Below are 21,014 nucleotides of genomic sequence, written 5' to 3'. Positions count from 1 at the left end.
CCGCCCGCCTGGATGGGTCCAGACTCCGCTGGACCGCACCGCCCGGATACCTTTGAAATACAGACTTTTCCAAAGATTGGAGTAGCACAACGATGACCGACTACGTCCGCTGGCTGAGCGACCTCGGGATGGACGATGTCCCCGTCGTCGGAGGCAAGAACGCCTCTCTCGGCGAGATGATCCAGAACCTGACCCATCTCGGAGTGAGCGTTCCCGGCGGCTTCGCCACCACCGCTGACGCCTATCGCGAGTTCCTGGCCAAGGATGGACTCGACGAGCGCATTCAGACCGTACTCGATGAGCTGGACGTGGACGATGTCGCCGCACTGGCAGAGGCCGGCCCGCGCATTCGCGGCTGGGTGATGGAACAGCCCTTCCCGGCCGGCCTGGAAGCGGCCATCGATGAAGCCTACGCCAAACTGACCGCCGAGGCCGGAACCGACGACGTGTCCTGGGCGGTGCGTTCCTCGGCGACCGCCGAGGATCTGCCGGACGCCTCCTTCGCCGGTCAGCAGGAGACCTTCCTCAACGTCCACGGGCTCGACAACATCAAGCACCGGATCAAGGAAGTCTTCGCCTCGCTGTTCAACGACCGCGCCATCGCCTATCGCGTGCATCAGGGCTTCGAGCACCGTCATGTCGCCCTGTCGGCCGGCATCCAGCGCATGGTGCGCAGTGATCTGGCGGCCTCGGGCGTCATGTTCACGCTCGACACCGAGTCGGGCTTCCGCGATGCGGTCTTCATCACCGCCAGCTATGGTCTGGGCGAGATGGTGGTCCAGGGCGCGGTCAACCCGGACGAGTTCTATGTCCACAAGCCGACGCTCGCGGCCGGTCGTCCGTCGATCCTGCGCCGAACCGTCGGCGACAAGGCCATCCGCATGGTCTACAGCGATCCCGAGCACGATGCGCATGTCAAGACCGAGCCGGTGCCCGAGGAACTGCGTCCACGTTTCAGCATCACCGACGACGAGGTGCATGAACTGGCCAAGCAGGCGATCCTGATCGAGCAGCACTATGGCCGCCCGATGGACATCGAGTGGGCGAAGGACGGCACCGACGGCAAGCTCTACATTGTCCAGGCGCGTCCCGAGACGGTCCAGAGCCGCACCGGCAACGTCATCGAGCGCTACATCCTCAAGGGCAAGGGACCGGTGCTGACGACCGGGCGCAGTATCGGCAATCGCATCGGCGCCGGTGTCGCACGCATCGTCGAGAGCATCGCCGACATGAGCAAGGTCCAGCCGGGCGACGTGCTCGTCACCGACATGACCGATCCCGACTGGGAGCCGATCATGAAGCGCGCGGCGGCGATCGTCACCAACCGGGGCGGTCGCACCTGTCACGCGGCCATCATCGCCCGCGAGCTGGGCGTGCCGGCCGTGGTCGGCTGTAACGACGCCACCGACAAGATCGTCGACGGTCAGCCCGTCACCGTGAGCTGCGCCGAGGGCGACACCGGCTTCATCTACGACGGCCAGCTCGACTTCGAGTACAAGACCGTGGAACTGTCGGCCATGCCCGAGATCCCGGTCAAGATCATGATGAACGTCGGCAATCCCGACCGCGCCTTCGCCTTCGCGGCCACGCCCAACGCGGGCATTGGTCTGGCGCGGCTGGAGTTCATCATCAACAACATGATCGGCATCCACCCCAAGGCGCTGCTCGAATTCGACCAGTTGCCGGCGGATCTCAAGGCGCAGATCGCCCCGCGCATCGCCGCCTATGCCAGCCCGCGCGAGTTCTATGTCGCCAAGCTGGCCGAGGGCATCGCCACACTCGCCGCCGCCTTCGCGCCAAGCGCCGTCATCGTGCGCATGTCGGACTTCAAGTCCAACGAATACGCGAACCTGATCGGCGGTCCGCGCTACGAGCCGGAGGAAGAGAACCCGATGATCGGCTTCCGTGGCGCCGGACGCTACGTGGCCGAGAACTTCCGCGACTGCTTCGAGATGGAATGCGAGGCCCTCAAGCGCGTGCGCAACGACATGGGTCTGACCAATGTCGAGATCATGATCCCCTTCGTGCGTACCCTGGGTCAGGCCAAGGCCGTCACCGAGGCGCTGGCCGAACAGGGTCTGGAGCGCGGCAAGGACGGACTGCGCCTGATCATGATGTGCGAACTGCCGTCCAACGCTGTGCTGGCTGAAGAGTTCCTGGAGTATTTCGACGGCTTCTCGATCGGCTCCAACGACATGACCCAGCTCACGCTCGGTCTGGACCGCGATTCGAGCCTGGTGGCCGAGCACTTCGACGAGCGTGATCCGGCGGTCAAGAAGATGTTGTCGATGTCGATCGCCGCCTGCCGCGCTCAGGGCAAGTATGTCGGCATCTGCGGTCAGGGTCCGTCGGACCACAAGGACTTCGCCGACTGGCTGCTCAAGCAGGGCATCAGCAGCATCTCGCTCAACCCCGACACCGTGATCGACACCTGGCTCTATCTGGCCGAGCAGGCCAAGACGCTCTGAGCCGGCGCCCCGCGCCGCCCCGGTTTTCCCGGTCGACGCGGCATCGGCTAAACGAAAAATCCCCCTCACGGGGGATTTTTTATGGTTGCCTCGACCTGATCCGAGGAGACGACGGTAACGCGCCAAGCGCCCGGAGTCAGGTGTCGGGCGGCGAATTCGATTCACTCGACACGCTGGAATCCGATTCACATGCCGGCGCCTGTGCCGGTTCGTCGGGCGCCGCCTCCTCATCGCAACCAGCCGCGTGCTCTGGCCGGCTCGGCGCGGTCGGCCCGACCAGCGACTCGTCCACCTCAGGCAGCACATCGGCGAACTCGACGCCATAGATCTCCCAGATCGAGATCAGGAGCGAGGCGATCACCGGCCCGATGAACAGTCCCGGCAGACCGAACATGAGCAGACCGCCAAGCGTGCTGAAGAAGATCATCAGCTCGTGCATCCGGGTGTCCTTGCCGACCAGGATCGGGCGCAACACATTGTCCAGGCTGCCGACGATCAGACCGCAGAAGAGCGCGAGCAGAATTGCGGTCAGCACCGCGCCCTGGGCGATGAGAATGATCACCGCCGGAATCCAGACCAGCGCTGCACCGACATTCGGAATGATCGAAAGCAACGCCATCAGCGTGCCCCAGAAGACGGCATTGTCGATCCCGGCGACGGCGAAGGCGATCCCCGCCAAACCGCCCTGCAGGACGCCGATGAGAAACGACCCTTTGAGTGTGGCGCGCGTCACCGAGGTGAACTTGTCGAGCATCAGGCGCTCGTCGCGCGTATGGAGCGGCAGATAGTAGAGCAGCTTGAGGATGAACTTCGGTCCGTCCATCAGCAGGAAGAACAGGCTGTAGAGCAAGACGAAGGTCAGGAAGACGAAGTTGACGGTCTTGAGCGTCACCGACGACACCCAGTCGACCAGCAACTTGCTGACCAGGGTCGCCGCCTGCCCGGCCTGTTCCAGTATCAGGCCGCGATGCTCGATGACCTCGTCATAGAAGGGCAGATGTTGGAGTGCGGCCAGGAAGTCGGTCGGATCCTCGATGACACCCCGGACCCAGATCGAGATCAGCTCACTGACATCCAGCGCCTGACCGATCAGAATCGTGATCAGGAACACTGACGGGATCAGCACCATGACCGCGATCAGCAGCAGCGTCAGGAGCGAGGCGATCGACTCGCTACAGCCGAGCCGGGCTTGCAGTCGCAGATAGAGCGGACGCGCCAGAGCGCTGAAGATCCCGGCGAGCAGGAGCGTCATCAGAAACGGCTGGATCATGGCGAGGAAGAGCGCCGAGATCGCGAGCGTCATCAGGATGACGGTGGCTTTGGTCAGGGTGTCCTGGGTCATTGGGAGGCGTACTCGCTAACACTTGTTCTACGGTGGATTCAAAGTGTCGAGGCACGCCACACCAGCCGCTCGACGCCCAAGGCGACCACGGCAAAGGCGTGCAGCTCCCGAAATCCATACCGTGCCTTCAAGGTGGCCCCATAGACACGCGCCTGGGCTTCGGCCTCGTCAAGCTTCTTGACCACGGGCGCCAGTTCAGCGAGCGCCTCACGCGACCGTTCGCGTACCTGCTCGCCACTCAGCCCCAGCTCCTTCAGGCTCAGATACTTGAACTCCAGCAGCAGATCCAGCACCTCGAAACGGCGCTTATCCGGTCGCACGATCAGCGCCAGATCGACATACCCGCGCTCGGTCTCCAGTTCCGACACCGCCATGTAGAGCCGATCGTCGAACAGCAGAGTCAGAAAGGCGAACTTGACCAGTAGCTCATTGGTCCAGCGATAGTCGCGGTTGGAGAGCACCCGGAAATAACGCTGCTCGATCAGTTCAGCCAGCGGGGTCAGGTCGCCGTGCTGACCGAGCGCGCGCACGGCCTCCGGTCGCTCGCGTGCACCATCGGTCAGCGGCAGCCAGCGCTCGCGCAGCCGCTCGACATAGAGTCCGCGCGCCACCAGATTGGGGATGCGCAGACGACATTCATCGAAAGGTGTCAGACCCGCCAGCGTCAGAATGCCGAAGAAATAGAGCAAGGACGCCATGAACGGCTGATCCTTCACCGCCGCCAGCACATCGGCGACACCAAAGCGCTGCACCAGTTCCGGCACCAGCACCCGGTCCTCACCGCTCAATGCCTCGACCAGCAGCTCCTCGCCGCCAGACAACTGAGCGATATAGACCAGCTTATTGCGATCCATCGCCAGATTCTCATCCAGCATCCGGCGTGGATACTGGCCCTGTTGTTCCAGCGACTTGAGAAAATACAGGCTCAGGGTCGGGTTGTAGAGGCTCTCCGAAGCTCCCTCGCTGAAACGATAGCCGTTGTAGAAGGTGCGCATGGTCGCCAGCACTTCATCGGCCGACCAATCGCCGCCCTTCTCCGCCAGTTGCCGCAGCACGGCCGCCACCTCGGACTCGGTGAAACCGCACAGATCATTGAACCGGGGCAACAGATAGATGTCTTCGCCGACGTTGTAGCCGCTCGTCATGTCACTGAGCGCGATCGGCGAAACCCCGGTGATGAACACCCGATCCAGCCCCAACCCACCTGCGGCGGCCTTGACCGCCTTGAACACGCTCTTGAACAGCCCCTCGCCCTGCAACAGCGTCTGGTAACGGTCTTGACTGCCGGGACGATCCGCCATCAACACCTCATTGGCGAAGTTGTCATACTCGTCGATCAACAGATAGAGCTTGTGCGGGGTTTGGGAGAGGAGGCTCAACGCCGACTCCCAGGAGGAGAGCGCGTTGTCGGGATGAATGGCGATCGGCTCGGGTAGCCGGTCGCGATAGCGCCGCTCGAAGTCGCGGAGACGATCATTGATGTGCTGATGCACGGCCGCTTCGATGTCGGCGATCTCGCCATAGGCTGGGATCAGCGAGAAATCCCATTTGAGCACAAAATATTGATTGCGCAGCGGAGTGGGATTCCGCCCGACGGCCAGCGTGCCGAACAGCGCCTCGAACCGCTCGGCGCGGTTGAGATCGTAATAGTGCTCCAGCATCGACAACAGCAGGCTTTTGCCGAAGCGCCGCGGGCGCAGGAAGATCAACTGCCGCCCGGTGGACTCCAGGTCAGCGAGGCGATCGGTGCGATCCTGATACCAATACCCACCCTCGATCAGGGTGCCGAAATCGCTCAGACCATAGGGAAATCGCATACTGGAAGCCTCCACGCGCCTTGCACTCGGCACACTATAGCCGATGGCGCGCCGAGGCGAGTCGCCGGTCACGAAGCCTCGCCCCGTGACCGGCGAACGCACCGCTACCGGCTAATGCCCGCCGCCCTTGAGCGCCGTATTCATGCCCTCGATGGTGTCCTTGGCGTCGCCGAACACCAGATAGGTGTTGTCCTGATAAAACAGCAGATTGTCGACGCCCGAATACCCCGGACGCATCGAGCGCTTGAGGAAATAGACCTGACGCGCGCGTCCGGCCTCCAGGATCGGCATGCCGTAGATGGGACTCGACTTGTCCTCCTTGGCCGCCGGGTTGACGACATCGTTGGCCCCGACCACCAGCACCACATCGGTGCCGGGGAACTCGGGGTTGATCTCGTCCATCTCCAGCACCTGATCGTAGGGGATGTCGGCCTCGGCCAGCAGCACGTTCATGTGCCCCGGCATGCGTCCGGCGACCGGATGGATGGCGAACTTGACCTCGACCCCGCGCGCCCCGAGCAGCTCGGCCAGTTCCTTGAGCGCATGTTGCGCCTGCGAGACCGCCATGCCGTAACCGGGCACGATGATGACCTTGCCCGCGTCCTCCATCCAGTAGACCGCGTCCTCGACCGCCGCCGACTTGATGCCCTGCTCCGCCGCCTGAGCGCCGGCGCTCTCACCCGCGCTGCTGTCGGAGCCGAAACCGCCGAAGACGACATTGATGATCGAGCGGTTCATCGCCTTGCACATGATGAAGGACAGGATCGCGCCCGAGCAGCCGACGATGGCGCCGACGATGATCAGCAGATTGTTGTGCAGTGTGAAGCCGGTCGCCGCCGCCGCCCAGCCCGAGTAGCTGTTGAGCATCGAGATGATGACCGGCATGTCCGCCCCGCCGATCGGGATGATCAGGGTCACGCCGATGACGAGCGCCAGCACCGTCATCAGTGCCAGCGACAGCAGACTCCCGGTCATGGCGAAATGCACCGCCAGCGCAATGGTCAGCGCGCCGATGACGGCATTGAGCAGATGCTGGCCGGCGAACTTGACCGGCGCGCCCGAGAGCAGCCCCTGGAGCTTGCCGAAGGCGATGACCGAGCCGGTGAAGGTGATGGCGCCGATCACGACTCCGGCCGAGATCTCGCCCATCAGCACCGCGTTGAGCAGCCCCAGGTGCTGATGATGCAGAAAGGTGCCGATGCCGACCAGCACCGCCGCCAGACCCACGAAGCTGTGCAGGGCCGCGACCAGTTGCGGCATGGCCGTCATCTGGATGCGCAGGGCGACGACGGCCCCGATGATCGCGCCGCCCGCGATCCCGGCGATGATGAAGCCGTAGGACTGCACCTCGCGCGCCAGCAGCGTGGCGACGATGGCGATGACCATGCCGAACATGGCGTAGAGATTGCCGCGCCGCGCGCTCGCCGGATGGGTCAGCCCCTTGAGGCCGAGAATGAACAGGATCGCTGCGACCAGATAGGCCAGCGCCTGATGGTTGACCGTGAATTCCATCGCTGTCCGTCCTTACTTCTTTTTCTTCTTGAACATCGACAGCATCCGGTGCGTGACCAGAAAGCCGCCGAAGACGTTGATCGAGGCCAGCAGCACGGCGACGAAGCCGATGAACTGGACCAGCAGACCGGCCTGCGGATCGCCCGCGACCAGTAGCGCGCCGACCAGCACGATGCCGGAGATGGCGTTGGTGAGCGCCACCAGGGGCGTGTGCAGCGAGGGCGTGACGCCCCAGATCACCCAGTAGCCGATGAAGCAGGCCAGGACGAAGACATAGAGGGCGATCAACGAGGGATCGAGTGCCTCGGGCATGTGTGTGACTCCTGTATGAGGCAGGGCGCGCATCGGGAGAACGAGAGGCGCGCGGCCTGCCGGAATGCTGTTAGCCCCGCTCCCCTCGCAGGAGAAGGGTTTGGGGGACGAGACTCGTTCAGGACGCCGCCTGGATCAGCATGGCGGCCGTGATGTCGTCGGCGCTCAGATCCTTGAGCTGGGGGCCGGACTCGCCGCGCTCGACCATGATCTCGATCAGATTGAACAGATTGCGCGCATAGAAGGCGCTCGCATCCGCCGGGACCAGGGCCGGGAAGTTGGTCAGACCGACCAGGGTGACGCCGTGGCGCTCAACGATCTCATCGGCGACGGTGAGCGGGCAGTTGCCGCCGCTGGCCGCCGCCAGATCGACGATGACCGAGCCGTGACGCATGCGCTGGACGACATCCTCCGTCACCAGCACGGGCGCGCGGCGGCAGGGAATGAGCGCCGTGGTGACGATGACATGCGCCTTGGCCAGCTCGTCGGCGAGCGCGGCCTGCTGGCGCGCCTTGGCCTCGTCGGAGAGTTCCTTGGCATAGCCGCCCTCCCCCGCGCCGCTCTCGCCGAGATCGAGATCGATCGGCTTGGCGCCGAGCGAGAGGATCTGTTCGCGCGTCTCGGGGCGCACGTCATAGGCGTAGACATCCGCGCCCAGGCGACGCGCGGTGGCGATCGCCTGGAGTCCGGCCACGCCCGCGCCCAGCACCACCACCCGCGCCGGCTTGGCCGAACCGGCCGAGGTCATCATCATCGGCAGGAAGCGCCCATAGCGCGCGGCGGCCTCGATCACGGCGCGATAGCCGGCGATGTTGCTCTGCGAGGACAGCACGTCCATCGACTGGGCGCGCGAGGTACGGGGCATCCGCTCCAGCGCCAGGACGCGCATCCCCTTCGCCAGCAGGCTCGGGAGGATCGCATCCTCGCCGCAGGATTCGAGCAGACCGATGTAGAGTCCGCCCGCACGCATGGCCTCGACGTCGGCCTCATCCGGCCGGCGGACCTTGAGCAGCAGGTCGACGTCATAGGCGCCGGCCCGGTCGCTCAGGCGGGCGCCGGCCGCCTCGTAGTCGGCGTCCGGATAGCCCGCACGCACCCCGGCGCCGGCCTCGATCACGACCTCGAAGCCCTGACCGACGAGCTTCTTCACGACATCCGGGGTCGACGCTACGCGCGTCTCACCAGGGCGTGTCTCCAACGGGATTCCAATCTTCATCAATCGATTCGCCCCTGTTGTGGTGCGCCACCCCCTGGGCGGCAAAATTCGCGCATTATCCCGAGCGCCTTGGTCGATCGCAACTTGTTAATATACCGAAGTCTTCGCGGTGTTTCGTTGACGGTCGCGATGCCTGTCGATGGCATGGCATCGGCCGGGCGATCGACGCGGCACTGAACACCGATAGCCGAACAGGCTACAATCCAGCCTCTTCACCGCTGCCCCTCAACCCCGGTCCGACTCCATGCCCTGGCTACAACTTGCCTTTGATGTTCCGCGCGATCAGGCGGACGACTTTGAACACTATCTGGAACTGGCCGGAGCACTCTCGGTCACGCTCGGCGACGCGGGCGACGAGCCGCAGCTCGAACCCGGTCCCGGCGAGACGCCGCTGTGGTCGGTGGTCACGCTCACGGCGCTGTTCGAGAGCGATCCGGAGAGCGCCGCCCTGGTCGAGCGACTGGCGCTGGATCTGACCGCGCGTCTCGGTGAGCGCCCGCGCATTCATCGCATCGAGGATCAGGTCTGGGAGCGCGTCTGGCTCGACACCTTCAAGCCGACCCGCTTCGGTCGGCGGCTATGGGTCTGTCCGCATGGTCAGCCGCCCGGCGATCCCGAGGGCGTGGTCGTGGCGCTCGATCCGGGGCTGGCCTTCGGCACAGGGCATCATGCGACCACGGCGCTCTGTCTGGAATGGCTCGACGGCGCGGATCTGGCCGGCAAGACCGTGCTCGACTTCGGCTGCGGCTCGGGCATCCTGGCCATCGCTGCGCTCAAGCTCGGCGCCGCGCGCGCCATCGCGGTCGATCACGATCCCCAGGCGCTCACGGCCACGCACGACAATGCGCAGGCCAATGGCGTGCTGGATCGGCTGGAGATCTTCGCGCCCGAGTCGTTCACCGATCCGAGCGTCGATATCGTGCTGGCCAACATCCTCGCCGGCCCGCTGATCGCGCTGGCGCCGCGTCTGAGTGCGATGCTGGTTCCGGGCGGCGATCTGGTGCTCTCGGGCGTGCTCACCGAGCAGGTCGAGTCGGTCAGTGCCGCCTATGTTGAGCGCGTGAGGCTGGCGGCGCCGCGCATCCGCGACGATTGGGCCTTGATCTCGGGACGGCGATGATCGCGAATCCGGCCCCAGGTTGAGGCGCACTCCGAGGATAGACGGCGATGGCTGAACAGGCACCCAAGCCCGGCGACAAACAACGCTACATCCTCGGATTGATTCTGGCCGTGGCGGCCTTGATGCCGGCCGTTGTCTGGCTGGCGCTGCTGGCGGCCGAGCGCGACAGGCTCGGCGGCGGCTGGGGGAGTCCGGCGGAGATGGCGGCGACGCTCCTGGTCGTGTTGCTCGTCGTCGCGCTGGGTGTGGCGGCATTCAAGCTCAGCCGGGTGCTCGAATACATCGATCCGGAACAGATCGATTTTCCGGCCCTGTCCGAATCCTTCAGCGACGGCGGCGGGCGACTGGCGGCCTATCTGGAGCGGCCGCCGCCGCGCCCTTTCGAGTCGGCCTGTCTGGCCCCGATCTGGAACGGTCTGTTTCCGCCTGCGGCCCGCGTGGCGATCGCGCTCCTGCTGCCGCTCATGCTGATCATGTTGGCGCTGTTGAGCTACATGGTACTCAGTGCCGCCGAGGCCGATCGGATCATCGATCAGGGGCCGGTGAACACGACCCTGGCCACGGTCACGTCCGTCGAGGAGAAGCACGACCGCAACAACGGTCGCTATTTCGAGACGCGCTATCGGTTCAAGGCGGTCGCCGGCACCACCGATCTGCATTCCATGAGCTTCGCGGACCACACTGAGCTTCGACCCGGTGATCTCGCCCCGGTCGAGTACATGGCCCGCGACCCGTCCCTGAATCGGCTGGTGGGGATGCGAACGACCCCCATCGATCCCAACGCGATCCTTCTCCCCGTTGGGGCGATCACGCTCGTGTTCCTGCCCTCGTTTGGCGTTTATGTCTGGTGGCGGCGGCGATTTGCCCGCGTGTTGCTCACCGAGGGTGTGTTGGTCGATGCGGCGATCGAGTCGCTGCGGCGCGGCGGGCGGGGCGCGGTGTTCTGCAAGGTCGAATATCGTTTCCGGGGTCTCGTCGAACGCAAACGGCTCGCCGTACCTGCCGACCCGAGCCTCTACGCCACGCTGCACAATCGTCGACAGCGGCATCGGACGATCAAGGTCTTAGCGCATCCTGAGCGTTTTGGGTCGGTCTATTTGATCGAACCGATACTTGCCGCTGCGCGGTGAATCCGCAGATTTCGGCTGGTTGCTACAAACTACACGGCGTCATTGCAGTGGTTTTTCGGTCCATTACCGGCGACGCTTCGACGTCGACTGCTATTCGAGGCTTGCCGCTTGCAATGACCGATCCTGAATAGCGTCGCCGTGTTCATATCAAGGCTTTTACTCGATCTATCCGAGCGATAAACTCGAAGAAAAATCTGCTATTTTGGCTATAGGGATCTCCCGTATGGGCAGCACTCTGCGGGATAACATGTGTTTTGAGGATACTATCCCGCAGAGTTGCCAGTATCCACGGCTGCATTGCCAAGGCTGCGTTTCGTGTGGTAGGTTAGCCCGAAACTATCCAATCACTGGTTATGTGAAAAAATACCTTATGGAGTTATATGACATTGAGATGGCAGGATATCAAATCATTCAATAACTCTCAGAATAATGCTTTTGAGGAGTTGGTCTGCCAATTAGCACGAGAAGAGTCTATTGAAGGTAGAAAAGAATTTTATCGTGTAGCGGCTCCTGATGGAGGGGTGGAAGCTTATTGTGTATTAGGAAATGGTGATGAGTATGGTTGGCAAGCAAAATATTTTTCTTCAATGGGTACTTCCCAATGGAATCAGGTAGAAGATTCCTTTAAAACAGCACTAAGTACACACCCAAGGCTCAAAAAATATTTCATTTGTATTCCATTAGATAGACAAGATCCAAGACGAGAGCAGCAAACTTGGTTTATGGATCGATGGAATGAAAAAACAAAAGCATGGGCAGATTACGTCAAATCACAAGGCAGAGATATTATCTTTGAATACTGGGGTAGTTCTGAACTAATTTATCGACTCTCACAAGAAAAACACGCTGGCAGAAAATTATTTTGGTTCTCTCAAGATGATTTTTCAGACAGTTGGTTTAAAAGCCAGGTAAATACAAGCATTGAGAATCTAGGTAAACGATATACACCTGAGCTTAACATTGAGTTAGAGATTGCAAAGTATTTTGATGCAATTTCTAAAAATGATATCTACCGAGAAGCTGTTAAACACAAATTTCATGAATTGATACTAAGTATAAACAAAGCAGCAAGTAGTTTAAGTAGCTTGGGAGTTGATAATGAAATCAAAGAAATAAAGCAGTCCATATCGGATATTGAGTATCAATTCGCGCTGTCTCAGAATAAAGAGTTGTCTTTAATTGATATTAATTCATTGGAAAGAGGTATAGATACTATAAAGAGGTCTTTAGCAAATTGCGACGATCAAACAAATAAAAATGTAGAAAAAAATGATTCCCGTGACTACACAAAACACCACATCAATGAAGCATGGGGAGCTATATATGACTTCATTGACTTTATCCACAGCCCAATATTAAAGCTATCGAATAATCCTTTTGCCCTTCTTTCTGGCACGGCGGGGATCGGTAAATCGCATTTGTTGGCTGATATTGCTTTAAACAGAACCAATTCCAACAAATCCTGCATTCTGCTTTTAGGTCAGCATTTCACATCTGAAGAGCCTCCATGGACACAAATCCTAAGAAGTTTACTCCGGCTTGATTGTAATGAAAAACAACTTCTGGGCGCGCTAAATGCCAAAGCTGAAGCACAAGGAGAAAGGCTGCTATTTATCATAGATGCGATTAATGAAGGAAGGGGTAAATATTTTTGGCGTGACCATATTAATGGTTTTGTATCTGCTTTCAAAAACTATCCATGGATAGGGCTGATTCTGAGTATTCGCTCTTCCTACAAAGAGTTATTGATACCAAAAGAAATTCTCACTAACGAGAAAATGACCATATTGAGGCATAATGGGTTTGAAAGCATTGAATATCAAGCATCCAGTTTTTTCTTTGCCCAATATGGTATCGAGCAGCCAAGCGTACCATTACTTAACCCTGAGTTTAGTAATCCGTTATTTCTTAGATTATTTTGTGAAGGATTAAACCGATCTAATTTAACAAAAATCCCTAAAGGATATGGCGGAATCAGCAGCGTCATTGAGTTTTTTATTAATAGCATTAATGAAAAACTATCCCATCCAAATTATTTTGATTTTCCGTCCACGCAAAACCTTATCAAAAAGGTCGTTCATAAAATCATTGCATATAAACTTGAACAAAGTTTAGACCATATCAATTACGAGAATGCCTTCGAGATTGCAGACAATACATTGTCAAAATATAGTAGTAAACGCCGCTTTCTTGACGCACTTATTTCTGAAGGTGTTCTTTCAAAAAACTTATTCTGGAAAGAAAATAACGAGTATGAAGAAGGTGTTTACTTGACGTATGAACGACTTGATGATCATCTTACCGTGTCGTATCTGCTCGATAAATACTCGGAAGACGACCTGCAATCACTCTTTAAGGTAGGTGGTGGACTCTATCACTATGTTGAAAAATCATCCGCCAGCCAGGGAATTGTGGAAGCCTTTGCTATTCAAATACCAGAAAGAACTGGTTATGAGCTGTATGAATTGATTGATGATGAGCGTAAAGACAATCTAAATATTATTAACTCATTTATATATAGTCTGATTTGGAGAGACCCAGGAACCATAAAAGATAAGACAATTACATATGTCAATGAGCATGTTTTGCGTTATGTAGAATCTTTTGACCAATTCTTCCAGATGGTTTATTCCGTCGCATTAGATCCAGAACACTTTTACAATGCAGACAGGTTGCATAAGTATTTAATGCAGTTTTCATTGCCTGACAGAGATAGTTTTTGGACAACCTATATTCATAATCAAGATAACCGTGAAACCTCAATGTTTAGGCTTATTGACTGGGCCGCGCTTGATGAGGACAAATCGTATTTATCAGATAAATCACGCTTATTAGCAGCTAAAGCATTGGCATGGATTTTTACAAGTACAAATATTTCCTTTAGAGATTCAGCTACAAAGGCTCTTATCGTCTTACTCGAAAATAATATAAAAATAATAACTAGCCTTTTGTCAGAATTTGAAAAAGTTAATGATCCATATGTCTATGAACGCATCTTTGCTGCAGCATATGGGGCAGTTTTGCGCTCAGACGAACTTGGCGATATTGATACACTCTCTCAGTATATTGTAAAAACCATTTTTAGGGCTGAAGAAGTATATGTGAATGTATTGGTGAGGGATTATGCAAGAAACATTGTTGAGTTTGGAATCTACAAAGAACGGTTTTCGCTTGATGATATTTCAATAGTTCGTCCACCATATAAGAGTTCATTCCCTACGACCTTTCCAGCTAATGAAGAAATCGACGCTTATCGATACGACTATAACTCCAAAGAATTCAAAGATTATTATTGGGGACAAAATTCAATATTAAGTTCAATGGTCACTGAATATGGCCGTGGGATGTGTAGTTACGGAGATTTTGGTCGCTACACATTTCAAAGTGCTTTACATGCTTGGGGTGACTTCGACCCAAATGATTTAAGTAATTATGCTTGTAAAATAATTTTTGAAGAATATGGATATGATGTTGAGAAACACGGAAAATTTGACAGGCGTGCGAGTAGTGGTGACCGACATAAAAATAAAACAGAAAGGATCGGAAAAAAATACCAATGGATTGCTCTATATGAGGTTTTAGCACGTATTTCTGATAATCATAAGATGATCGATGAATCAACACGCTGGGGTGATGACAAACAATATGTATGGTTTCAAGGTCCTTGGAATCCGTTTGTAAGAAATATTGATCCAACCGTAATAATTCGTCCTTTAGATAATGCATGCAGTCCTATAACGGTTAAGCATAAATATAGTGATTGGAACTATAAGAATGAAGAGTGGTTAGTCCGCGACAGTGATTTGCTCAATCCAGAAGATATAATTCCATTAACTGATTCAAAGGCTCATGAATGGATAGTTTTAGAGAATGATCTTTCGTGGGAAGAGCCTGTGCCCATAGGCCAAGATAAATACAACTATCCTCGAAAACATCTTTGGTATCAGATAAGAAGCTACTTTGTAAAAGAAGAGGATGAGGCAGAATTGCTTGCTTATTTGAATGCTCAACATTTCATGGGGCGCTGGTTCCCTGAAAGCCATGATCGTTATCAGGTATTTAGTCGTGAATATTATTGGTCACCAGCTTACCAATATTTTGATAAGCCATATTACGGCGGTTATGGCTGGGAAGATGTTCTTGACGAAAATAGAGATAATGTGATTGCGCATGTTTTGCCTACAGCAGAAAGGCATATCTGGGAATCGGGTGCGGATTATGAAAACCAACCATCGTATCTATCACCTCGAAGGTTAATGTTTTTAGAAATGAATTTGCAGTATTCAAATAATATTGGCGAATGGTTGAGTGAAACTGGCGAAGTGATTGTGTTGGATCTATCCGTCATAGACGGTGGACCTTCAAACTTGATTGTTAAGAAAGACGCTTTACAGAGATTTCTAAAGGAAAATAAGTTGTCAATATTTTGGACTTGCCTAGGTGAAAAGAATATTTATGGAACATCATTTAGTGGAATGCATTTTTCGCAATGGCTTGAACTTTCTGGGGTCTATACTTTAAAAAATGGTCATATAAAAGGCGAAATTAGACCTATTATTAAAGGCATCCAGTAGAAGTTAGCGTCATGAAAACACATAATCGGGTAAGGGCGGGTATTTAGCCCGCCCTCCCCACACCACCTAGCATGCGGGTCCGCACTAGGCGGTTCACACGAAGGGAGCACACGACGATTTCAGGCATAGCCATGCGCGTTCATCCACTGATCGCGAATGCTGATCAAGCCCTGGCGTTTCAGCCAGTCATTGGTCATCCCGGTTTGCGTGCCCAACGAGCAAGACAGATGCCAGTAGCTCTTGGAACTCATGCCCGTCCAGATCGCGGTCCGTGCCCGTGTGCCCAGGGCCAGCAGGTGGCGAATACGATTGCGCACCCCGCGCCACTGTTTCCAGTAGCACAGGCGGACACGCCGCCGCAGCCAGTGATCCAGCTCGGGGATGGGCCGGTAATAGTCCGAGAGGCCGAAGTAGCCCATCCAACCGCGGACGTATGCGGAGAGCTTCTGGAGCCGGTAGTCCATGGACACGCCCCACCTCCGTCCGGTCAGCTTGCGCAGACGGTGGCGAAAGTCTTGGTAGGCGCGCTTGGACCAACGCCGCTTCTTACCCCGGAAGGTGAATCCCAGGAATTTGCACGCGTCAGTCTTGACCACACGGCTCTTCTGCTCGTTGACCACCAGCTTGAGCGTTCCGGTCAAATAGCGAGACACGCTCGCCATCACCCGCTCACCCGCGCGGTGGCTGCGCACGAGGATCAGCAGGTCGTCCGCGTAGCGCACGAACCGGTGCCCCCGTCTCTCCAATTCCTTGTCCAGATCATCCAAGAGGATATTGGCCAACAACGGCGACAGCGGCCCACCCTGCGGCGTGCCGATCTCCGTTGCTTCAAGGGTTCCTCCAACCAAGACACCCGCCCGCAGATAGTCGCCGATCAAGGCCAGCAGCCGCTTGTCGCGCACCTTCCGACCCACGCGGGCCATCAGGACGTCGTGCTGAACCGTGTCGAAAAATTTCGCCAGGTCCAAGTCAACCGCGATGCGGTAGCCTTCACCAATGTAGGTTTGTACCCGCCTCAATGCTCCATGGGCAGAGCGTCCTGGTCGAAAGCCGAAACTCGCATCCGAGAACCCTGGATCGAAGATCGGTCCCAGAACTTGCGCAATGGCTTGTTGGATGACGCGGTCCATCACCGTCGGGATGCCGAGCAGTCGCTCGCCACCGTTCGGCTTGGGAATCGTCACCCGTCTGACCGGCTGTGGCCGGTAGGTACCCTCACGCAGGGCTTGGCGGATCGCCGGCAAGCTCGAACGTGCAAACTCGGGAAAGTCCTCGATGCACATCCCATCGATCCCAGGCGCACCCTGATTGGACTTCACGCGCCTCCATGCCTGTCGCATGTTCTCGCTCTCCAGCACCCGCTCCATCAGGTCATCGTGCAAGGCTGGCTGCGTGGCATCACGCCGCCTCACGTCTCCCCCGGGCGGGTTCAGCAACGCATGCGAGCAATCCACGGCTCCGCCTTGGCTTCTCATGTTCGGCCCTTCGTCGGGCGAGCGCTCCACGCTCGCTCGGCTACTATGGCCTCTGCTGACTTCTGTCCCGTCACGCCGAGCGTTGCCGCCCGACGCGCTGTCCGAGTCACGGTAGGGTCCGGTGGTGATTCCGGCGCTTTCGCGCTGGCCCTCAGTCCGGCTCCCCTGGCGACCACAGCACCCGTAGGGTTCGATGGCGATTCCAGCCCTTTCGAACTAGACCTCAGTGCGACTCCCATAGACACACGGACCGCTCGCGAGACAGACCTCCCCGGATAAGGACATGAACTTTCAGTGCACAACCGCCGCATTTACCCTATCCCCTGCACCTGGCGGGCTTCGTCACCTTGTGCTGACTCGCCCGGGGACTGAGCCTTCTATGCGATTTCTGTTCGTCGGCTCGCACCTTTGCGCTCAGGCTTCCTCCGGACAGACCCTCGCGGGGCTGCCCTTGCCGTCGACTAGTAGTTATATCCGTCCGCTGCGCGGACATCTCAGGTACTCCTACAGGGGACTTTCACCCCATCAGTTCATGCCCATGCCGGGCGTACACAAGAAAATGCAGCGGAACCACAAAGCCTACGGCTTTGCGGCCCGCTGATTTAGGCGTTGAACCGTTTAACTGTTTGGCTTCTGATACGCAAATTCTCTACAGGAACTAGATCATGACGGATTTGCGCCCTATCTCCGAAACAGAACCGCAAGTGTTTATTCTGGAGTCGCTATCCCTGGAAGATGAGGAAAAAGAACGTTTTGAAGGCCGAATAATCCGGGACATTCTCAGGCTATCAGGAAAAAAACCAAAGTACTATTATTTTCGCACTGAAAAAGAACTCGTCGAGCTCGTAAAAGAATATCGAAAATCTAGCTACCGATTTCTGCATATTTCGGCGCATGGATCCCTAGACTCCCTCTACACAACATTTGATAAAATTTCCTATCAACGGTTCGCCGAAATATTCGAGAACCAACTGAAAAATAGAAGGCTATTCGTCTCCGCTTGTGAAATGGGGAACGAATTGTTTTCATCGATCGTTTCGGGTCGCAATAAGGGGATGTATTCAATTGTGGGGCCAGCGCAAGATATTCGATTTGATAGAGCAGCCGCGATTTGGACGGCTTTCTACATTCTGATGTTTGACCTGGACTCCAAATTCATGAAGGCGGAGCCGATTACGCGACAAATACGGAATCTTAGTCGCCTGTTCAGCGAGCCATTCCACTTCTCTCGATATGATGCCAAGAACGACAAATGGAAACACGAGATAATAAGCGGCATAGGAAGACAAGAAGGCGAGGCCAAGTCCTCGATAGAGAAAGCATCTTGGTAAGAAATGTCCAACAACCACATACAGCCGACCGCAAAAAGCGCTACTCGTTCCTTGCTCTGCTTTTGCGGTCGGCTGATGCTTGACGTTAAGAGAGAGATAAAGTCATGATGGACCCGCCCATTCCAAATACTCACAGGCTACGTTATTCCAGCTGTCGCAATTGCATTTTCAGTTATCTTCTGGCTTAGCTGAAGAGCGAGCGCGGCAGATGTAAAAAGACACTGGAAGAAATACGCGAAACAACAAATGGTTGACAAAACGACATAATGCAATCAGCAATCAGTATGTTTACTTCCAGGACAGGCATTTTCGGCAAACAAGTCGCATTAGAAGAAGCAAAAATAAGAAATGACGCGCTTGCGAAAATATCAGAAACAGTTCAGAAAATATCTATTAATATCGCCACCACCCCAAGATCAGGACCAGAAGCATAACAGCAAATCAAGAACTTGGAATTACTCTTAAAACGCTACTTGACCATATTAGACAAAGCTTTGCTTCAACAACAACTGATGCGTAAAATGGGCAATAATTCGGCCGCACCCGGAATTGACTCCTAATGCTCAAATCAGAGGCTGTCTAAAAACTAAGAAATTGATTTTTATGTATATTTTTTGGAAAATATGGCAAGGTTCACGAGTCAATTAACTTCACTCATGTCGTGAATATGACTTCAAAAAAAGAATCTTCGCAAAAATACCCAAGCGATATCTCCGATGAAGAATGGGAGATTGTTGAAAGCATTTTCGAAGAACTTGAGCCTTATACAACAGGCCGACCAAGATCAAGTGATCTACGTGAAATCTTGAACGCTATTTTTTATTTAAACAAAACAGGTTGTCCGTGGCGTTATTTGCCAAATGATTTTCCATCCTACAAACTGGTTAACTATTACTACAATAAGTGGACAGATAACAAATTGCTTGAAAATCTTAATACCGCTTTACGCGAGCAATTACGCGAAAAAAAAAGACCGAAAACCAGATCCAACAGGCGCGATCATCGACAGCCAAAGTGTCAAGGGAACCCCTGAGTCTAGACGGGCCTCTGGGTTCGATGGCGGTAAGTTAGTCAAAGGTCGCAAGCGGCATATCGTTGTAGATACAATGGGTTGCGTGCTTGTCGTGTGGGTGCATGCCGCCAACATGTTTGATGGCACAGCTGCACGCGAAGTGATCGCACGCTTATTTCTACTCATCCAATCCGTCAAAATTATTTGGGCGGATGGAGCCTACGCCGGGGCAGAGCTGATTGAGTGGGTATTTAAGCAGTTTGCCTGTACGCTCACTATTGTTAAGAAGCAGACCGGTCGCCAAGGTTTTCATGTCTTGCCACGTCGTTGGGTCGTTGAAAGAACATTCGCTTGGCTTGGTCGTTCGCGTCGATTGAGTAAAGATTACGAGCGTAAGCCAACCTCAAGTGAGTCTCAAGTTTACTTGGCGTCTAGTCGGTTGTTGCTTCGCCAAATTTGCAATAATCAAATTCACTATAAATTGGCTACTAGCTAGAAAAGACTGTTTTTCCAGTTTCTAGACAGCCTCTCAGCCGCACAAAAAGCTCGAAAACAAAACCGCAGTATATGGCGAATTCGCCAAGCACTATAAGCTTTTCCTGCCGCGACAATTCCTGGCCAGCTTAATTCTTGACACAACTCGCAAGAAGAGAAAGAACAAAAACCAGAGAAACGAGCGACCAAACCAACCGACTTGCAAACAATTTAATAATTTGCAGGAAAACGCCTGAAACCTAAAACAGCTAAAAAAACCACATCCATCAAAATCATAGCCACTATCTTTTCAGCTCCAAGGCGGCATCTGCATCTCTGATCCAAAAAAGTCTCTGGCAAGCGAAAAAGCGGCTCAGCATAAACGCAAAAGCCGCATGCCTTAAAAATCGACAATTGGCCAACAAGGCAAATGCCGTGCTGCTCTCTTCCTATAGACCACCTATCACCTGCTCTTTTGAGATCGCCCAATGGCAAAATTCCTGAACACCAGCGCTACAAATTACTTTCTCGAAGAACTCATCAAGGACGCAAAAGACCGACTCATCCTGATCAGTCCGTTCCTCAAGCTCAACGATCGAATCAAGGAACTTCTAGCCGACAAGAATCGTTTAAAGATTGACGTGCGCATCGTTTACGGCAAAAGCGAGCTTCAACCCGAGAAGATCAACTGGCTAAAAGAGCTTACGTACATTCGCACAAGCTTTTGCAAGAACCTTCATGCCAAGTGCTACATGAATGAAGAGTTCTGCATTATCACTAGCCTTAATCTTTATGAATTCAGTCAAATCAACAACAACGAAATGGGCGTGTTAATCCGGCGCACGGACGACGCCTAGCTTTACAAAGACGCTTACGAAGAGTCACAACGCATCATTCGCATTAGCGAGGAAGCCCGAATCTCTCTTGAGCGCATATCAAACGAGCCCGAGAGCAAATCCGAAACCGAGGAAACCTTGCCTGACAAGTTGACAACTTCAAAACTTGCCAAAAAGCTGGGTATGAAAACCAACGACCTCACGGAAAAGCTCGTGCAATCCGGATTCTTGGAATCGCGTGAAGGCAAGCACTACATCACCAACAAGGGCAAGGACGCTGGAGGCGAGTTCCGCATGAGTCCAAAGTTTGGCCCATACTTCCTTTGGCCTGAAAACATGCAGCCATGAAGGCTAACCGCCAAGCCCCTGGAGATTGTCTAGCGGCGCTTTGCGGG

General features: G+C 55.2%; 15 protein-coding genes. 9 read left to right on the top strand and 6 right to left on the bottom strand.

Annotated features, from left to right (window positions below; genetic code table 11):
• Positions 1–92: 92 nt before the first annotated feature.
• Positions 93–2,468, top strand: coding sequence for a phosphoenolpyruvate synthase (gene ppsA, locus ALVIN_RS04155; protein WP_012970061.1), 2,376 nt, complete (start codon positions 93–95; stop codon positions 2,466–2,468).
• 136 nt (positions 2,469–2,604) lie between these two features.
• On the opposite strand, the gene ALVIN_RS04150 is transcribed toward ppsA, so the two are convergent.
• From ALVIN_RS04150 to ALVIN_RS04130, 5 genes are all read right to left on the bottom strand, one after another.
• Complete coding sequence (locus tag ALVIN_RS04150; protein WP_012970060.1) at positions 2,605–3,810, bottom strand: AI-2E family transporter; 1,206 nt, start codon at positions 3,808–3,810, stop codon at positions 2,605–2,607.
• A gap of 38 nt (positions 3,811–3,848) precedes the next feature.
• Positions 3,849–5,627 carry an AAA family ATPase gene (locus ALVIN_RS04145; RefSeq protein ID WP_012970059.1) on the bottom strand — a complete coding sequence of 593 codons (1,779 nt, stop codon included), beginning with the start codon at positions 5,625–5,627 and terminating at the stop codon, positions 3,849–3,851.
• 111 nt (positions 5,628–5,738) lie between these two features.
• The gene (locus ALVIN_RS04140; protein WP_012970058.1) at positions 5,739–7,139 is read right to left on the bottom strand and encodes an NAD(P)(+) transhydrogenase (Re/Si-specific) subunit beta; all 1,401 of its coding nucleotides are present in this window, start codon (positions 7,137–7,139) and stop codon (positions 5,739–5,741) included.
• Positions 7,140–7,151: 12 nt separating this feature from the next.
• The gene (locus tag ALVIN_RS04135; protein ID WP_012970057.1) at positions 7,152–7,451 is read right to left on the bottom strand and encodes a proton-translocating transhydrogenase family protein; all 300 of its coding nucleotides are present in this window, start codon (positions 7,449–7,451) and stop codon (positions 7,152–7,154) included.
• Between the two features lie 118 nt (positions 7,452–7,569).
• Positions 7,570–8,667: a Re/Si-specific NAD(P)(+) transhydrogenase subunit alpha gene (locus ALVIN_RS04130; RefSeq protein WP_012970056.1), complete on the bottom strand. Its 1,098-nt coding sequence runs from the start codon at positions 8,665–8,667 to the stop codon at positions 7,570–7,572.
• Between the two features lie 244 nt (positions 8,668–8,911).
• On the opposite strand from ALVIN_RS04130, the gene prmA reads away from it, so the two are divergent.
• From prmA to ALVIN_RS16960, 3 genes are all read left to right on the top strand, one after another.
• Positions 8,912–9,787 carry a 50S ribosomal protein L11 methyltransferase gene (gene prmA, locus ALVIN_RS04125; RefSeq protein WP_012970055.1) on the top strand — a complete coding sequence of 292 codons (876 nt, stop codon included), beginning with the start codon at positions 8,912–8,914 and terminating at the stop codon, positions 9,785–9,787.
• Between the two features lie 47 nt (positions 9,788–9,834).
• Positions 9,835–10,917, top strand: a complete 1,083-nt coding sequence (locus ALVIN_RS04120; protein WP_012970054.1) for a DUF3592 domain-containing protein — start codon at positions 9,835–9,837, stop codon at positions 10,915–10,917.
• Positions 10,918–11,297: 380 nt separating this feature from the next.
• Positions 11,298–15,491 (top strand): P-loop NTPase family protein, encoded by a 4,194-nt coding sequence (locus tag ALVIN_RS16960; protein ID WP_012970053.1) that lies wholly within the window; start codon positions 11,298–11,300, stop codon positions 15,489–15,491.
• A gap of 119 nt (positions 15,492–15,610) precedes the next feature.
• Here the strand turns inward: ALVIN_RS16960 and ltrA are convergent, their stop codons facing one another.
• A complete protein-coding gene (gene ltrA / locus ALVIN_RS04110; RefSeq protein ID WP_223295258.1) occupies positions 15,611–16,873 on the bottom strand; it encodes a group II intron reverse transcriptase/maturase in 1,263 nt (420 codons plus the stop codon).
• Positions 16,874–17,631: 758 nt separating this feature from the next.
• Between ltrA and ALVIN_RS17510 the strand changes: the two genes are divergently transcribed.
• From ALVIN_RS17510 to ALVIN_RS17925, 5 genes are all read left to right on the top strand, one after another.
• Positions 17,632–18,297: a hypothetical protein gene (locus ALVIN_RS17510; protein WP_012970050.1), complete on the top strand. Its 666-nt coding sequence runs from the start codon at positions 17,632–17,634 to the stop codon at positions 18,295–18,297.
• Positions 18,298–18,964: 667 nt separating this feature from the next.
• The gene (locus tag ALVIN_RS17935; protein ID WP_223295282.1) at positions 18,965–19,330 is read left to right on the top strand and encodes a transposase; all 366 of its coding nucleotides are present in this window, start codon (positions 18,965–18,967) and stop codon (positions 19,328–19,330) included.
• Entirely contained in the window at positions 19,221–19,805 is a 585-nt protein-coding gene (locus ALVIN_RS16950) for an IS5 family transposase (RefSeq protein ID WP_223295226.1), read from the top strand. Before ALVIN_RS17935 ends, ALVIN_RS16950 begins: the two co-directional genes overlap by 110 nt.
• Before the next feature lie 466 nt (positions 19,806–20,271).
• Positions 20,272–20,640 carry a phospholipase D family protein gene (locus tag ALVIN_RS17930; RefSeq protein WP_223295257.1) on the top strand — a complete coding sequence of 123 codons (369 nt, stop codon included), beginning with the start codon at positions 20,272–20,274 and terminating at the stop codon, positions 20,638–20,640.
• 117 nt (positions 20,641–20,757) lie between these two features.
• Positions 20,758–20,967 carry a hypothetical protein gene (locus ALVIN_RS17925; RefSeq protein WP_223295256.1) on the top strand — a complete coding sequence of 70 codons (210 nt, stop codon included), beginning with the start codon at positions 20,758–20,760 and terminating at the stop codon, positions 20,965–20,967.
• The last annotated feature ends 47 nt before the right edge of the window (positions 20,968–21,014 follow it).

The organism is Allochromatium vinosum DSM 180, assembly GCF_000025485.1.
GTDB classification, from domain to species: domain Bacteria; phylum Pseudomonadota; class Gammaproteobacteria; order Chromatiales; family Chromatiaceae; genus Thermochromatium; species Thermochromatium vinosum.
This window is presented reverse-complemented; position numbering and strand designations above follow the sequence as displayed.

What these genes read in the sequence shown, in the direction of transcription:
- ppsA (WP_012970061.1), top strand. Translation starts at nt 93, where the DNA reads ATGACCGACTACGTCCGCTGGCTGAGCGACCTCGGGATGGACGATGTC.
- ALVIN_RS04150 (WP_012970060.1), bottom strand. Translation starts at nt 3,810, where the DNA reads ATGACCCAGGACACCCTGACCAAAGCCACCGTCATCCTGATGACGCTC.
- ALVIN_RS04145 (WP_012970059.1), bottom strand. Translation starts at nt 5,627, where the DNA reads ATGCGATTTCCCTATGGTCTGAGCGATTTCGGCACCCTGATCGAGGGT.
- ALVIN_RS04140 (WP_012970058.1), bottom strand. Translation starts at nt 7,139, where the DNA reads ATGGAATTCACGGTCAACCATCAGGCGCTGGCCTATCTGGTCGCAGCG.
- ALVIN_RS04135 (WP_012970057.1), bottom strand. Translation starts at nt 7,451, where the DNA reads ATGCCCGAGGCACTCGATCCCTCGTTGATCGCCCTCTATGTCTTCGTC.
- ALVIN_RS04130 (WP_012970056.1), bottom strand. Translation starts at nt 8,667, where the DNA reads ATGAAGATTGGAATCCCGTTGGAGACACGCCCTGGTGAGACGCGCGTA.
- prmA (WP_012970055.1), top strand. Translation starts at nt 8,912, where the DNA reads ATGCCCTGGCTACAACTTGCCTTTGATGTTCCGCGCGATCAGGCGGAC.
- ALVIN_RS04120 (WP_012970054.1), top strand. Translation starts at nt 9,835, where the DNA reads ATGGCTGAACAGGCACCCAAGCCCGGCGACAAACAACGCTACATCCTC.
- ALVIN_RS16960 (WP_012970053.1), top strand. Translation starts at nt 11,298, where the DNA reads ATGACATTGAGATGGCAGGATATCAAATCATTCAATAACTCTCAGAAT.
- ALVIN_RS17510 (WP_012970050.1), top strand. Translation starts at nt 17,632, where the DNA reads ATGACGGATTTGCGCCCTATCTCCGAAACAGAACCGCAAGTGTTTATT.
- ALVIN_RS17935 (WP_223295282.1), top strand. Translation starts at nt 18,965, where the DNA reads ATGACTTCAAAAAAAGAATCTTCGCAAAAATACCCAAGCGATATCTCC.
- ALVIN_RS17930 (WP_223295257.1), top strand. Translation starts at nt 20,272, where the DNA reads ATGGCAAAATTCCTGAACACCAGCGCTACAAATTACTTTCTCGAAGAA.